Annotated in this window: 16 protein-coding genes; 13 read left to right on the top strand and 3 right to left on the bottom strand. The window is 51.6% G+C overall.

Translation table 11 applies throughout. The features are described 5' to 3' along the window. Positions 1-15 precede the first annotated feature (15 nt). The gene (gene norR, locus ACVB80_RS06920) at positions 16-1,578 is read right to left on the bottom strand and encodes a nitric oxide reductase transcriptional regulator NorR (protein ID WP_481080547.1); all 1,563 of its coding nucleotides are present in this window, start codon (positions 1,576-1,578) and stop codon (positions 16-18) included. A gap of 191 nt (positions 1,579-1,769) precedes the next feature. Here norR and ACVB80_RS06925 point away from each other — a divergent pair, with 191 nt between their 5' ends. From ACVB80_RS06925 to ACVB80_RS06945, 5 genes are all read left to right on the top strand, one after another. Beyond that, positions 1,770-2,543, top strand: coding sequence for a ferredoxin--NADP reductase (locus tag ACVB80_RS06925; RefSeq protein WP_481080548.1), 774 nt, complete (start codon positions 1,770-1,772; stop codon positions 2,541-2,543). Positions 2,544-2,786: 243 nt separating this feature from the next. Then, the gene (gene norV, locus ACVB80_RS06930; protein ID WP_481080549.1) at positions 2,787-4,277 is read left to right on the top strand and encodes an anaerobic nitric oxide reductase flavorubredoxin; all 1,491 of its coding nucleotides are present in this window, start codon (positions 2,787-2,789) and stop codon (positions 4,275-4,277) included. Continuing rightward, on the top strand, positions 4,277-5,422 hold the full coding sequence (norW, locus tag ACVB80_RS06935; RefSeq protein WP_481080773.1) for an NADH:flavorubredoxin reductase NorW: 1,146 nt from the start codon (positions 4,277-4,279) through the stop codon (positions 5,420-5,422). The genes norV and norW overlap by 1 nt, the downstream gene beginning before the upstream one ends. A gap of 31 nt (positions 5,423-5,453) precedes the next feature. Then, positions 5,454-6,017 carry a class I SAM-dependent methyltransferase gene (locus ACVB80_RS06940; RefSeq protein WP_481080550.1) on the top strand — a complete coding sequence of 188 codons (564 nt, stop codon included), beginning with the start codon at positions 5,454-5,456 and terminating at the stop codon, positions 6,015-6,017. Positions 6,018-6,033: 16 nt separating this feature from the next. After that, the gene (locus ACVB80_RS06945) at positions 6,034-6,372 is read left to right on the top strand and encodes a TehB family protein (protein ID WP_481080551.1); all 339 of its coding nucleotides are present in this window, start codon (positions 6,034-6,036) and stop codon (positions 6,370-6,372) included. 82 nt (positions 6,373-6,454) lie between these two features. On the opposite strand, the gene ACVB80_RS06950 is transcribed toward ACVB80_RS06945, so the two are convergent. Continuing rightward, a complete protein-coding gene (locus tag ACVB80_RS06950) occupies positions 6,455-7,345 on the bottom strand; it encodes a LysR family transcriptional regulator (protein ID WP_481080552.1) in 891 nt (296 codons plus the stop codon). 116 nt (positions 7,346-7,461) lie between these two features. On the opposite strand from ACVB80_RS06950, the gene ACVB80_RS06955 reads away from it, so the two are divergent. From ACVB80_RS06955 to ACVB80_RS06965, 3 genes are all read left to right on the top strand, one after another. Beyond that, the gene (locus ACVB80_RS06955) at positions 7,462-8,316 is read left to right on the top strand and encodes an SDR family oxidoreductase (RefSeq protein ID WP_481080553.1); all 855 of its coding nucleotides are present in this window, start codon (positions 7,462-7,464) and stop codon (positions 8,314-8,316) included. Between the two features lie 129 nt (positions 8,317-8,445). Beyond that, entirely contained in the window at positions 8,446-9,321 is an 876-nt protein-coding gene (locus ACVB80_RS06960) for a nuclear transport factor 2 family protein (protein ID WP_481080554.1), read from the top strand. Between the two features lie 230 nt (positions 9,322-9,551). Continuing rightward, positions 9,552-10,763, top strand: a complete 1,212-nt coding sequence (locus ACVB80_RS06965) for a multidrug effflux MFS transporter (protein WP_481080555.1) — start codon at positions 9,552-9,554, stop codon at positions 10,761-10,763. A gap of 122 nt (positions 10,764-10,885) precedes the next feature. On the opposite strand, the gene ACVB80_RS06970 is transcribed toward ACVB80_RS06965, so the two are convergent. Beyond that, complete coding sequence (locus tag ACVB80_RS06970) at positions 10,886-11,197, bottom strand: DUF3861 domain-containing protein (protein WP_481080556.1); 312 nt, start codon at positions 11,195-11,197, stop codon at positions 10,886-10,888. Between the two features lie 103 nt (positions 11,198-11,300). Between ACVB80_RS06970 and ACVB80_RS06975 the strand changes: the two genes are divergently transcribed. From ACVB80_RS06975 to ACVB80_RS06995, 5 genes are all read left to right on the top strand, one after another. Beyond that, positions 11,301-11,738 (top strand): MarR family winged helix-turn-helix transcriptional regulator, encoded by a 438-nt coding sequence (locus ACVB80_RS06975; protein ID WP_481080557.1) that lies wholly within the window; start codon positions 11,301-11,303, stop codon positions 11,736-11,738. Positions 11,739-11,949: 211 nt separating this feature from the next. Next, positions 11,950-12,840: a GntR family transcriptional regulator YhfZ gene (yhfZ, locus tag ACVB80_RS06980; RefSeq protein ID WP_481080558.1), complete on the top strand. Its 891-nt coding sequence runs from the start codon at positions 11,950-11,952 to the stop codon at positions 12,838-12,840. An 11-nt stretch (positions 12,841-12,851) separates the two neighbouring features. Continuing rightward, positions 12,852-13,229 carry a hypothetical protein gene (locus tag ACVB80_RS06985; RefSeq protein WP_481080559.1) on the top strand — a complete coding sequence of 126 codons (378 nt, stop codon included), beginning with the start codon at positions 12,852-12,854 and terminating at the stop codon, positions 13,227-13,229. Further along, the gene (locus tag ACVB80_RS06990; protein ID WP_481080560.1) at positions 13,223-14,101 is read left to right on the top strand and encodes a phosphotriesterase family protein; all 879 of its coding nucleotides are present in this window, start codon (positions 13,223-13,225) and stop codon (positions 14,099-14,101) included. Before ACVB80_RS06985 ends, ACVB80_RS06990 begins: the two co-directional genes overlap by 7 nt. A gap of 8 nt (positions 14,102-14,109) precedes the next feature. Continuing rightward, the gene (locus tag ACVB80_RS06995; RefSeq protein ID WP_481080561.1) at positions 14,110-14,469 is read left to right on the top strand and encodes a DUF2620 domain-containing protein; all 360 of its coding nucleotides are present in this window, start codon (positions 14,110-14,112) and stop codon (positions 14,467-14,469) included. The last annotated feature ends 6 nt before the right edge of the window (positions 14,470-14,475 follow it).

The following is a 14,475-nucleotide window of genomic DNA, read 5'->3' on the forward strand; positions in this document are numbered from 1 at the left end:
TCTGCAGGGGGCGACTTACTTCAGCCCCAGCCTTTTCATCAGCCTGTGCAGGTTGCCAGAGTTAACCTGGAGCTGCTTTGCCGTTGCGCTCAGGTTCTTGTCGTTATCCAGGTAGGCCTTTTGTACCAGCCGGGTCTGGAACTGCACCATGGCTTCTTTCATTCCTGACTGCTTATAGCTGTCAAGGTCCTGATCGCTTATGCCTGTCACCTGTGGTTCAGCGGATTGTGAGAGGGTTGCAGCCTCTGGCGTAAGCGCGAAGTGTCCGGGGAGCAGTACCAGTTGATCGCCCTGATTGCTGGATTTGGCGATGACAGAAGCCCGGTTGATGGCGTGTTCAAGTTCACGCACGTTACCTGGCCAGGCGTAGCTCTGGAGAAGGGTCAGCGTTTGAGGTGCCAGGCTGATATTGGTCATCCCGAGTTTATGGGCACAGCGCTCTGCAAAAAAGCCGGCCAGAAGAACCACATCGTTTTCCCTCTCTCTCAGCGGTGGTACAAACAGCGGGAACACACTCAGACGGTGATAGAGGTCTGCGCGGAACGTACCTTCAGTGACTTCTTCGTGCATAACCCGGTTTGTCGCGGCAACGATGCGAACGTTCACCTTGATATTACGGTCATCGCCGACGCGCTGAATATCGCCATACTGAAGTGCCCTCAGCAGTTTGGCCTGCAGGGACAGGGAAAGCTCACCAATCTCGTCCAGAAAAAGCGTCCCGTTATCCGCCAGCTCGAACTTACCTTTACGGTTACTGATAGCGCCGGTAAATGAGCCCTTCACGTGGCCGAACAGCTCACTCTCCGCGACGGACTCCGGCAGGGCGGCGCAGTTCAGGTAGACAAGTGGCTCATTACTGCGGTCCGACTGGCTGTGAACAGCATTGGCAATCAGCTCCTTACCCACACCGGTTTCGCCCATGATCAAAACAGACAGATCGGTTCTGGCGACCGCATCGATATGGTTTTTCAGGTCAAACATAGGGCGGGACTGACCGATGATCTCTGTTGAGTGGGTCAGCCGGTTGGTGTGTTTGGGAGAGTTACTGACTGCTCCCATTCCAACGGTTTGTTCCAGCTTTTCCATCAACAGGGCAGTGTTCAGGCTGCTGGCTGCCAGGGCGCTGATGATCCGCAGATCGTCGTTTTCAAAACGCTCAAACTGAACCGGATCAAATGCATCTATGGTGACTGCGCCAATCAGGCGGTCGTCCTGCATCAGCGGCAGGCCGATACAGGAGTGAACTTTCAGCTCATCATCGTGATTTGGGATCAGGCCGTCATAGGGGTCAGGGAGGTCACTGTCTGATGGAAAGCGCACGATATCACCGGCGCGGGCTATCGCTTCCAGCCTTGGGTGCTGCTCTACTGCAAACCGGCGGCCCAGTACATCGCTGCTCAAACCGTCGATCGCCAGCGGGACAAACTGCTGGTCCCGAAACAGCAGCAGTGCGGAAGCGTCACAATGCAGTGTGTCGCGGATGGTTGAAAGCAGCCGGTTAAACCTGTCTTCGGCGGAGATACCTGAAGTAATATCCTGCGCTACCTGCACCCACTCTTTGCTTACCTGAGCGACCATTAATACGTTCCTGTTATATCTTTGTCTTATTGATAGTTAATTTATCTTATTGACAAACTTAAGTCATTGTCAATTTTACAAACCTGGTCAGGGTTTTGAGCTATCTCACTGATATTTATGGTTTTACCTTTCCGGCATGGTAAATGCGTTAAGGAAAGGGAAGTTAGTTATCCATTTCAGGGGGTATGCAGATGATAAACAGTCTGGCGGGTTTTGCTCCGGCCGCGGTAGTTAAGCGCAGGGAGTGGTCAGAATCGCTGTTTTCTATCACAGTAAAAGTACAGGGGGTCTCATTTAAAGCGGGACAGTTCACCAAACTGGCGTTATTTGATACCAGCGGAGAGCTGGTGAGAAGGGCTTATTCAATAGTGAATCATCCTGATCACTATGCTGATACAGGGGAGCTGGAATTTCTGATTGTCACCTGTCCGGACGGACAGCTTTCCCCGTTACTGCACCAGTTATCCGAAGGGGAGCTGGTTTATGTCGGGAAAGAAGCGGCGGGTTTTATGACGCTTGATGAACTTCCTGTCGGTGCCAGGGAGTTATGGATGCTTTCTACCGGCACCGCAATAGGCCCTTTCTTGTCGATGCTGGAAGACAGGAAAACCAGTCATCGTTTCAATCAGTTAGTGCTGGTGCACGCAGTACGTTATCAGTCTGATCTCGTCTATCAGGATGTGATCAATAAACTCAGCCACCTTTATCCGGGGAAATTTGAATATGTGCCAATTGTGTCCAGAGAACAGGCTTCCGGAACTCTGTCTGGAAGAATACCGCTGCTGCTTGGTAATGGAGAGCTCGAACGTGCCGCCTGCGTCCGTCTCGACCCGGAGCAGAGTTTTGTCTATCTTTGCGGGAATCCCGGGATGGTTAAAGAGACGGCTGATACGCTGAAGTCGATGGGGTACCGCAAGCATCTGAGGCGTAAAACAGGTCACTTTGCTGCCGAAAATTACTGGTAGAGACAGACCGGTATTACTTCTTTTCAGGGGGATTGAAAATAATCTCCCTTTTTTGTTTTGTTGGGTTGTCATTATGACAATGGTTTGTCCTTTTGATACTCTTTATGGCCGTGTCATTATGACAGTTATTTTTACTGTAATAGTTGATTTTTCAATAAAAACAATAAGTTAAAAAGTTGGCACGCTGGCTGCAATATAAGGGACAGAAATTAATTTATTTTTGCAGTAACAGGAAAAGAAATAATGACTATCCACGTTAAAAATAACATTCACTGGGTTGGACAACGCGACTGGGAGGTTCAGGACTTTCACGGCACAGAGTACAAAATGACGAAAGGGACCAGCTATAACAGCTACCTGATCCGTGAAGAGAAAACCGTTCTGATTGATACCGTTGATCATCGATTCAGTCATCAGTTTCTGCAGAATCTGGAGATGGAAATTGATCTGAATGAGATCGATTTTATTGTGGTTAACCACGCGGAAGAAGATCACTCAGGTGCGCTTTCTGCCCTGATGGAGAAGATCCCGGGTACGCCTATTTACTGTACTGAGGCGGCCATCGACTCCATTGTCGGCCATCATCATCACCCTGAGTGGAACTTCAAAACCGTAAAAACCGGCGACACCATTGATATCGGTAACGGTAAGCAACTGATCTTTATCGAAGCGCCGATGCTGCACTGGCCGGACAGCATGATGACCTATATGACCGGCGATGCGGTACTGTTCAGTAATGATGCCTTTGGCCAGCACTACTGCGACGAACGCCTGTTTAACGATGAGGTCGATCAGAACGAGCTGATGGACCAGTGTCTGCGTTACTACTCCAATATTCTGACACCGTTCAGCAGCCTGGTGACGGCGAAGATTCACGAGGTTCTGAGCTTTAATGTTCCGGTCGATATGATCGCGACCTCGCACGGTATCGTATGGCGTGACAACCCGACTCAGATCGTGCACCAGTACCTGGAGTGGGCGGACAACTATCAGGAAGACCGCATCACCATCTTCTACGATTCCATGTCCAATAACACCCGCATGATGGCCGATGCGATGGCGCAGGGTATTCATGATGTTGACCCGAAAGTGGCGGTAAAAGTGTTTAACGTCTCTAAACATGACAAGAATGAGATCCTTGCGAATGTGTTCCGTTCCAAAGGGATTTTCGTCGGTTCATCGACCATGAACAACGTCATGATGCCTAAGATCGCCGGCATGCTGGAGGAGATCACCGGGCTGAGATTTAAGGGTAAGAAAGCCGCTGCTTTTGGCAGCTACGGCTGGAACGGCGGGGCAGTGGACCGTATACATGCCCGCCTGACCGACGCAGGATTTGAAACCGCACTGAGCCTGAAAGCCAAGTGGCGTCCCGACGGTAAAGCAATGCGCGAGTGCCGTGAGCACGGACGTCAGATTGCCAAGCACTGGATGTTAAATAATGGCGCTGCAACACAGCAGGTACAGGAGCAGGTTACCGAGCTGGCGACTCCGGCTGCGCAGGCAAACGGTGCCACCAGTGCCACGGATAACAGCGCGCATCCTGCTGACTGCCAGTGCATGATCTGCACCGTGTGTAACTGGGTTTATGACCCTGCAGTTGGCGAGCCTAATCAGGGCGTTGAACCAGGTACTGCGTGGAACGATGTGCCGGATTACTTCCTCTGCCCGGACTGTAACCTGGGTAAAGAAGTCTTTGTTGAACACAGTAAAGATGGTGTGGAGGCGGCGTGATGAATGCTCCGGTGATCATTATTGGCAGCGGCTTTGCCGCTTACCAGCTGGTTAAGACACTTCGTCGTAAAAGCACCGATATGCCCGTTCAGGTGTTCACCGCTGATAACGGGGACGAGTACAACAAGCCGGACCTGAGCCATGTTTTTACCCGTGACCAGAGTGCGGATGATCTGGTCACCCTGACAGGGGAGGAGTTTGCGGCGCGTCACCAGATTGAGCTCTTCGCCAATACCCGGGTTGAGTCCATAGATGTGAAGGCTCACACCATCATCGCCAATGGTGCCTGTTACCGGTACTCCAAACTGGTTCTGGCTACCGGAGCGAGAGCGTTTGTTCCCGGGATAAAAGGGGATGCGGCAGATACGGTCGTGACCCTGAACAGCCTGGAAGAGTACCGGAATGCGCAGCAGCATATCGGCGAATCAAAGCGCATTCTGCTGATGGGCGGCGGACTTATCGGGACTGAGCTGGCGATGGATCTTGCTGCCAGTGGAAAGCAGGTTCGTCTTATCGAGCCCGGAGCTGGCCTGATGGCGAACCTGTTACCTGACTTTGTCGCCACTTCGCTGGAAAAACAGCTGCGCAGTGAGGGCGTTGAGGTCGAGTGTCTTGATTATGTGACCGAAGTGTCGCACGGCGACCAGGGCGTTACAGTCAATACCGCTAAAGGCGTGGTGTATGAGGCTGATTGCGTGATTTCTGCCGCGGGATTAGTACCCAACACTGAGCTGGCGCAGAGCATTGGTGCTGAGGTCAATCGCGGCATCGTGGTCGATAAACAACTGAAGACGACTCAGGAGGATATTTACGCCCTGGGTGACTGCGCAGAAATTGATGGCAAAGTGATGGCTTTTCTTCAGCCTATTATCTTAAGCGCAAATACGCTGGCGGCTGATCTGTTGTCTGACGTGGCCCCGCTTAAGCTGCCTGCAATGATGGTTAAAGTAAAAACACCCGGCTATCCAATCCAGGTGGCCGGCAGTTACGACGCCAGCTCCCGGTGGCAGGTGACATTCTCTGAGCAGGGTACTGTCGCCAAAGCTTATGACACGCAGCAGCGTATGACGGGGTTTGTCGTGACCAAAGATAACGTAAACCAGGCATTTCCCCTGCTGAGGGAACTGCAGACCAGCTCTTCGTAATCAACATCACTAAAGCGGAAATTTGAAAACTATGGGTATTAGCTTTTCCGAGCCGGAGCGGCTCAAAGAGATTTTTGACAACAGTAATCGCGAGGAGTGGCAGAAAACGAGTCATATCATCCGTACTCTGGCGTTGAGTGAGAACTGTATCATCGCGGATATTGGCGCGGGTACCGGTTACTTCTCCAGCATTTTTTCTGAGCAGCTGAAAAGCGGCAGGGTGTACGCCATTGATTGCGAGCCAAATATGGTGGCGTACATGCAAAACCGGTTCTCAGGTGTAGAGCACCAGAACGTCACCCCGATTTTGTCAAAGGCAGAAGACCCCTGTATTCCTTCAGATGCTGAGGTGGTATTTCTCGCCAACACATACCGCTTTATTCAAAATCGCGGCACATTTTTACGCCGTGTGTTCGAACAGACCGGGCTGAACACCAAATACGTCTTTGTTGATTTCAAAGGGGAGAATGCAAGAGTTTCTCCTTCTATGGCGAAGGAGGAAGTCACGACAGCGGGCTTTGAAGTCATGGACTTCGACTCTGACGGCTGCCCGGACCACTATATTCTGACATTTAAAAAAAAGACCAACGATTAATTCGAGGAGAACAGTTATGAGCCACCAACGTATTCCTGAAAACTGGACGATTCAACGCTCAACCCCATTTTTCACCAATGAAAACGTGCCTCAGGCACTGCTTTCTCACCATAACACCGCAGCAGGCGTGTTCGGCCAGCTCTGCGTGATGGAAGGGGTAGTGACCTATTACGGTTTTGCTGACGAGCACGCGACAGAGCCTGAGGTAAAGGTCGTGATCCCGGCAGGCAGCTTTGCCACCAGTCCGCCACAGTACTGGCACCGTATTGAGCTGAGTGAAGACGCTCAGTTCAACATTAACTTCTGGTCTGACTCCGATAAAAAAGACCAGAAAATGTACAACGCCAGGTCATAGCTTCAGGCCTGTCCGGACAGGCGGCATAATGATATGCCGCCTGTTTTTTGTGGTGGGTGCGGTTTCTGTTTGCGTTTGCCGCTCAGTGAAACTCTCCCCCTTCCTGTTTAAGGAAGTCGATCAGCATCCGGATCCCTGCTGGCATCAGCGCCTTATTCTGATAAACCGCATACAGGGAAATGGTGTGGCTGTGAACTTCAGGCAGGATGTGCACCAGCCTCCCTTCAGCTAATTCATCTTTTATCGCAAAACTGGGAAGCACACCGAAGCCAACATGATTGAGCAGAAAATTCTTCAGTGTGGTGGTGGTGCGTACGCGCACTTTGGGCTTTTTGTTTAACCGGATCTTTTCACCCTGTGAGGAGGTCAGTATCAGCAGCTTATCGCCCTGAACAATGTCGTGACTGATCCAGTCAAGCCTGAGCAGATCCTGGGCGGTCTCAGGATTATCAAAGCGCCTGAGGTACTCAGGAGAGGCGCACAGAATATCGTCAAACTCACCGATTCTGGTGGCGTAAAGGCTTGAGTCTTCTAACGCCGAAGAAGCGCGGATAGCGATATCACAGCGGGACTCGATCAGATCGCTGTAAGCGTCGCTTTCTATCAAATCGAGCTGAACCTGAGGGTAGCGGGTAAGGAACTGGCTGAACAGACTGACGTATTTCGTATCACCGACCGGAGTAGATATCCGGATCAGGCCGCTTGGCTCTGTGCGGAACTTCTGCGCTTCGTTGTTGGCCCGTATCGCCAGCTCCTGGATCATCTGACACTTTTTGTAGTAACGCTCCCCGGTCTCTGTCAGCGACAGTGAGCGGGTGGTGCGGTGCAGCAGGCGGGCGCTCAGCTCCTGCTCAAGCCGGGTCACTATCTGGGAGACCCTGGCTTTACCTAGCCCTAACTCTTCGGCTGCTTTGGTAAAAGACCGGGTTTCAACCACCCGGGTAAACACCATCATGTCATCAATCGAGATCATATTGCCCACATTGTTTAGTCACGCTTAACTATCAGTTTATATAATGGCTAATTATCTATCAATGACAAAACTATATAGTTACTCCATCGCAATTCAGTAACGAGTGGAGTCAGAAAATGATTGTTGTAACAGGTGCAAATGGCCAGCTGGGCCGCATGGTGATCAAACACCTTATCGGTAAAGTGGATGCGTCGCAGATTGTCGCGGCGGTGCGCTCTCCGGAGAAAGCCGGTGAGTTATCGGCGCTGGGTGTTCAGGTTCGTGAAGCGGATTACTCGCGCCCTGAAACGCTGAAAACCGCTTTTGCCGGTGCAGAGAAAGTCCTGCTTATCTCATCAAGTGAAATTGGTCAGCGGGTTGAGCAGCACAAAAACGTCATCGATGCTGCGAAGGCAGAAGGCGTATCGCTTATCGCCTATACCAGCCTGCTGCGTGCCGACAGTTCGCCGCTGGGGCTGGCCGCAGAGCATATCGAGACCGAGAAACACCTGAAAGAGAGCGGCGTGCCGCATGTACTGCTTCGCAATGGCTGGTACACCGAGAACTATCTGGCGAGCGTAGCGGCGTCTGTTGAGCACGGTGCTTACATCGGCAGCGCAGGTGAGGGGCGTATCAGCTCGGCGGCAAGAGAGGATTATGCAGAGGCTGCGGCAGTGGTAATGGCATCGGACGTATCTCAGGCCGGTAAAGTGTATGAACTCGCCGGGGATGAGTCATACACGCTCTCAGAACTGGCGGCATTGATCAGCAGGGAGACAGGTAAGGAAATCCCTTATGTGAACATGCCGGAGCACGGGTTTAAAGAGGCCCTGATGGGGGCCGGGCTGCCTGAACCATTCGCGGCGCTGCTGGCAGACTCTGATGTCGGTGCGTCAAAAGGCGGACTGTTTGAAGAGCGCCGGGATCTGAGCACGCTGATCGGCCGCCCGACAACCAGCCTTGCTGAGATGCTTAAAGCGACGCTGGCTTAATTAAACTAGTTTAAGTAACCCGGCGGCGGGTTCCTGGTTCCCTGAGACTGTCGCCACCCAATAAAAAATATAACTATTTGAGCTAAGTACTATGCCGTGTTTGCGGCACATCTGTGAGGATTCATTGAAATGAAAACACCAAAATCTTGTTTGACGGCAGCACTGCTGACATCGGTATCTCTGCTGGGCACGCTGGTAAGTGGCGCAGCTAACTCTCACGAACTACAGGTAAACAGCCCTATGAAACAGACAGCGATGAAAGCTCAGAACGCTTTCTTTACAGACTTTGATGCAGCAGCAATGAAGAAGTATTTCCGCGAAGACTATATTCAGCACAACCCGCATGTGCCAACAGGTCTGGCTCCGGCAATCGGTTTTCTTCCGGCGCTGAAAGAGGCTGGCCTGACGTATAAGACGCATCGTCTTCTGGAAGATGGCGACTTCATCATCATGCACAACACCTACGATAACGCGCAGGCATTTGGCGCCAAAGAAGTGGTGACGTTCGATGTGTGGCGCATGCAGGATGGCCAGGTCGCAGAACACTGGGATGCGATTGCCCCAATCGTGAAAGAGACCGCCAGCGGCCGTTCACAGTTCGATGGTCCGACAAAGGTAACCGATACCGATAAGACTGAGCAGAACAAAGCGCTGGTCGCCAGGTTCATGGATGATGTCTTCTTTGGTAAAGCGCCGGAGAAAATCGGTGAGTACATCAGCAGCGTGCAGTATGACCAGCACAACCCAGCGGTGAAAGACGGTCTGGATGGCCTGAATGAAGCGCTGGCGTATCTCGCTTCCCAGAACAACATGTTCGAGTACCACAAGGTTCACCGCATTCTGGGCGAAGGTAATTTTGTTCTGACCCAGAGTGAAGGACGCTGGAACGGCAAACCACAGGCTTTCTACGACCTGTTCCGTATCAAAGACGGCAAGATCGTTGAGCACTGGGACATCATTCAGGAAATTCCAAAGGAAATGGCCCACTCTAACGGTATGTTTTAATTAGTAAAAGAACCTCTCTGGCAGAGGTTCTTTTTTGTATTCAGGATAGCGCTGTGAGTCAGACATGCTTTCATGTGTTGATCAATGTAGTTGACAAAGTCAATTACATTTTGTATTTTGATTGATATTGTCAACTAGTTTGATTTCTGTATTCCCGGCTGGTCCCTGAAGGTGCAGCATTTTCGCACTCCGGACTGGTCTGAAAACCAATCTGAAATAAGGCATAACGATTGAAAGATAAACAACCCATTTTAGGCCGTATCGGCACTATCCTGTTTCTTGTTCTGATCAGTGCGTTTCCGCCGCTGACCGTGGACCTTTACCTGCCGGCACTGCCGCAGATGGTCGCGAATTTTAATACTGACCAGTCGATGGTCAACCTGACCCTGAGCGTCTACTTTGTCGTATATGCTGCAGGCCTGCTGTTCTGGGGACCACTGAGTGAAAAGCAGGGGCGCAAACCCATCCTGCTCACCGGTATGGTGATGTATATCGGTGCCAGCCTGTTCTGTGCTTCGGTATGGAATATTGAGTCCCTTATCCTGGCGCGTCTGCTGCAGGCCTTTGGTGGCTCTGCGATAACTGTTGTTGCTACGGCGATAGTGAAAGACATGTTTGAAGGGCGGGAGCGCGAGAAGATCATGGCGATAGTGATGTCGCTGGTGGTTATCGCACCAATGGTGGCGCCGGTTCTGGGGGCATTTCTGCTCAAAGTCGCGTCCTGGCGGATGATGTTTGTCAGCCTGGCGCTGTTTGGCGGTATCGCGCTTATCTTCGCGCTTTGCTACAAAGAGACGCTGCACCAACGTTATCAGGGAACCCTCGTAGAATCGTGGGGACGCCTTGGCGCAGTGATGAAAAACACTTCGTTTGTGAAGCTGCTGGCGATCTTTTCCATTGCGCCGATGGCGATGATGGCATTTCTGGCCGCTTCTTCGTACGTCTATATCAACCACTTTGGTCTGACCGAGCAGCAGTTCAGCTTTGCATTTGCCTGTAACGCGCTGACCGCTGCGTTTGGCCCGACTATCTATATGAAGCTGTCTCAGCGTATTTCGGCAGCGAAGATCATCCGGGCCTGTTTTGCCGTCGTTGCTGTAGCTGGTGCGCTGATGATAACGGTTGGTGACAGCTCACCGTTTGTGTTTGCTGCGCTGGCTGCGCCTGTGACCCTGTCCATCATTACCACCCGGATCCCGGGCACTAACCTGATGCTGGACCAGCAGGATAAAGATACCGGCTCTGCTGTCGCGCTTATCCAGTTCGTCGGTATGATCAGCGGCTCGGTGGGTATGATGCTGGTGACGCTGCACCCTGAGTCACTGATCTTCAACCTCGGCGTGATCCAGCTGACCATCGGTCTGCTGTGCAGCCTGGGCTGGATGCTGGTGCGGAACAAAGGTTACGTTACTGAGAATCTGGTCTGTCCCGCTGCGGGCTGATGAGGAACATGGGTGTGTTGATCGTGAAAGATCAACGCGCCCTTGCACTAAGCGGTTTACGAACTGCAGGCAAAAAAAGAGCCGGTACTGAGTTCAGTACCGGCTCTTTCTGTTTCGCTTGCTTATTCAGCTTCTGCCTTTGAAGCTGCTTTCAGTGTGCGTTTCAGGTTACCCATAAAACGGCCGAAATGCGGCATCAGCTCTGAGAACAGAGGATTTTTTCTGTGTTCCATCATCACCGGCCCCAGCAGTTTCAGGCCTACCCCCAGCCGGGTTGCGGTATCGGCTTCAAGGCCGCTCGACTTTTTCATTTTGTCGACGATAGCAAACATATCATCGCGCTCTTCAAGCGCCAGCTGCATAGACTGAACCGTTGTTCCCTCTTCAGGATGGATTTGCTCAATAGTGACGCGGTAATGGTGTGCGTTTCTCATAGTTTCTTCTCCAGCCTTGAAATGGCATCAAGCATGATTGATAATGTCAACTATATCCGATTGGCTGACAAAGTCAACTAAATGTTGAGTAAGGAGATCCGTAATGCGGGAAAGCAAATCCCTGGAGAATGTGTTTCGTCTGGTTCATGTGCTGAAACGTCACCTGCATGAGTACATAGAAAAGCTGGGACTGGGTATTGCCCCCATGCACGTCAGAGTGATGAAAATTATCAATCGTCGTGACGTTTGTACCGCGGTTGATATTGCGAACTTTCTTAACCGGGATAAGGCTCAGGTAACGCGCCTGTTGAAAACTCTGCTCGATAAAGGGCTGGTGGAGAAAGTGCCAAATCCTGAAGATAAGCGCAGCCAGCGACTTTTGATCACTGAAGGTGGCGCAGCAGTTCTGGAGAAAATCACGGAGCTGGATGCGAAGATTAATGCGCTGATGGCTGAGGGAGTCAGTGAGGAAGAGCTGATTGTGTTTCAGAAAGTCGCGGGGCAAATGGCGGAGAACCTGGCGAAGCCGGAACAGGAGTGAGGCTGAAAGCCTTCTGCCCACGGGCACTCCGGATATCACTGCTTCAAAAAGGCCCTTCACCGGGCCTTTGTTCCATCTGTCTGCTCAAAACTTCTCCCGGTAACAGTGGCGATAAATTCATCGAGTCGCTTCACACTTTTCTCTTCTGGTTATTTATAAATCACTTATGACTGATTAATATATCTTCAAAATAATGAAGATATAAAATTCTATGCAATACATTAGTCGCGAAGGCTCTGCCGTTATCAGCGTTGCCAGGTATCTCCTGTCAGCCAAAGTGGGTGACAGGGTAAAAACCATAGACGCATTGTCGTTGGAGTTTGGGGTGTCGATCGGTTTTGTGCAAAAGGCGCTGACCACGATCGAAGAAAATGAAGCGGTGCGGTTACGCCGTCAGGGCAGAAACGGCACCATTATTGAAGCGCTGAACGAGCCACGGCTGGTACAGCTGGCAGGTATTGCCCATGTGGTGTGCGCTATGCCGCTGCCTTACACCCGGCACTATGAGGGGCTTGCCAGCGGGATTAAAGTGCAGATGAAAGAGCTGCCGGTGTTTTTTGCTCACATGCGGGGGGCGAATGTGCGGGCAGAGTGCCTGAAATCCGGCACCTATGATGTGGCCATTATGTCCCGCCTGGCTGCCAAAGAGTATTCGGATGGGCTGGTAACCGCGCTGGATTTGGGGCCCTGTTCATACTCCAATCCACACCGGCTGATTTTCCGCCAGGGTGAATATGAGCAGATCAGGCGGGTCGGGGTCGACTTTGACTCTCCTGACCAGAAAGTGCTGACCGAGCTGGCGTTCGCCGGAAAGGATATTGAGCTGGTGGAAATCAGCTACAGCGAGGGCATCAGTCTTTTGCAGAGCAAAGTGATTGATGCTGTGGTCTGGCTGACAGAGGCAACCGATATGCATGGTCTGAAGCTGGAGGAGAAATCACTGGATGAATTTGCACAGTGTCAGCAGGCTTCAGAAGCGGTCATGCTGGTGAATAATGACAGCCCGCACATACGGGTACTGCTTCGCAAATTATTGAATATAGAGACGCTTCGTCAGCACCAGCAGGCGGTGATTAACGGAGAAATTTCCCCAAGCTATTAGGTGGAAGAGAGATGGAACAGAGACTGTTATTACTGATGCAGAGCAATGTGATCAGCGGGCAGAGTTACCGGGCGACGCTGAACGCATTACCGTTGCTTGCCGAACATTTTGGCGCGGAAGAGGAGTGTCAGCAGTATCAGATGCTGGTGACGCACATGGCCCGTGCTGCCGATCGCATACTGGATGATCAGCAGATTGAAGCTGGTCTGGATGAGGAGATCTGGCAGGAGATCATTGAGGATGAGCAGTATGGTCTGCTGTCAGCACTCAACAGTGAGCTGTTGGCCCTGTATGGCATCAGTAAAGCCAGTCACGCGGAGACCAGTTTTCTGATCAGCAATCTGTTTTCTCTTCATTGCGCGACACAGCAAGAGGCACAGCCATGTTGATTGACAGCAGTGGTTACACTTATTGCCATGAGCATCTGTACATTGATTTATCTGCGCAGAAACAGGATATCGACGCGCGATTGGATCAGTTCGAACTGATTGCCGGTGAAATGCGTGAGCTGGTTGCCCTTGGGGTGTCGAACATCATAGAGGTGACCAACTCTTTTATGGGGAGAAATCCTCATTTTATTGAAGATTTAATGGATCAGACCGGGATCAATGTCCTGCTTTCGACCGGTTACTACATCGAGGGTTTCTTCCCGCCGGAAGTGGAGGCAGAGAGCGCAGCCCAGCTGGCGGCGCGCATGGTCAGTGAGCTGGAAGAGGGCATAGAGGGAAGCCGGTTAAAAGCCAGTGTGATTGGTGAAGTCGGCAGCAGCGAGGACCGGTTTTCCCCTCTGGAGCAGAAAGTCTTTGAAGCGGCGGTGATCGCACACCGTGAAACCGGACGCCCGATCTCCACTCATCAGTCGATGAGCACCATGGGACGGGAGCAGATTGCATTTTTCCGCCGTCATCAGGTGGATCTTGAGCGTGTCACCATTGGTCATTGCGATCTCAAAGACAATCTGGACAACATTTTGTGGCTGATAGATCAGGGCTGTTATGTGCAGTTCGACACTATTGGCAAGAACAGCTATTTCCCTGACGAACAACGGATCGCCATGCTGACGGCTTTGTCCCAGCGCGGCCTTCTTGAGCGGGTGATGCTCTCAATGGATATCACCCGTCGCTCTCACTTAAAAGAAAACGGCGGACCCGGATTTGGATACCTGGTGACTGAGTTTCTTCCCCGGCTCCACGAAGCGGGCATAAGTGAGAAAGAAACAGACATCATGATGAAGCACAACCCCTACACATTATTTAAATAGGCACGGTTATGAAAAGGATCGGTATCGCTGGCCTCCAGCGTGAGCAAATTAAAGAGCAGATTGAACAAACTGCCCCGGGTCAGTTTGAGCTGCACATTCTTAATGACATGGACGCCGCCATGAAGGTAAAAGCCGGGCAGCTGGATTACTACATAGGCTGCTGCAATACAGGCGCGGGAGCAGCACTCTCCATCGCAATTGCCATCATCGGCTTTGATAAGAGCTGCACCATTGCCAAACCTTCTATCCGGGCGAAGCAGGATGAAGTCACCCGCTTTGTTGAAGAGGGAAGAGTCGCGTTTGGTTTGTCGGTTGAGCATGTCGAACATGCTGTCCCCATGTTGACTCAGTCACTGCTCAGTGCGTAAGGAATA

This window comes from Vibrio sp. 9-16B-A1 (genome assembly GCF_056726165.1).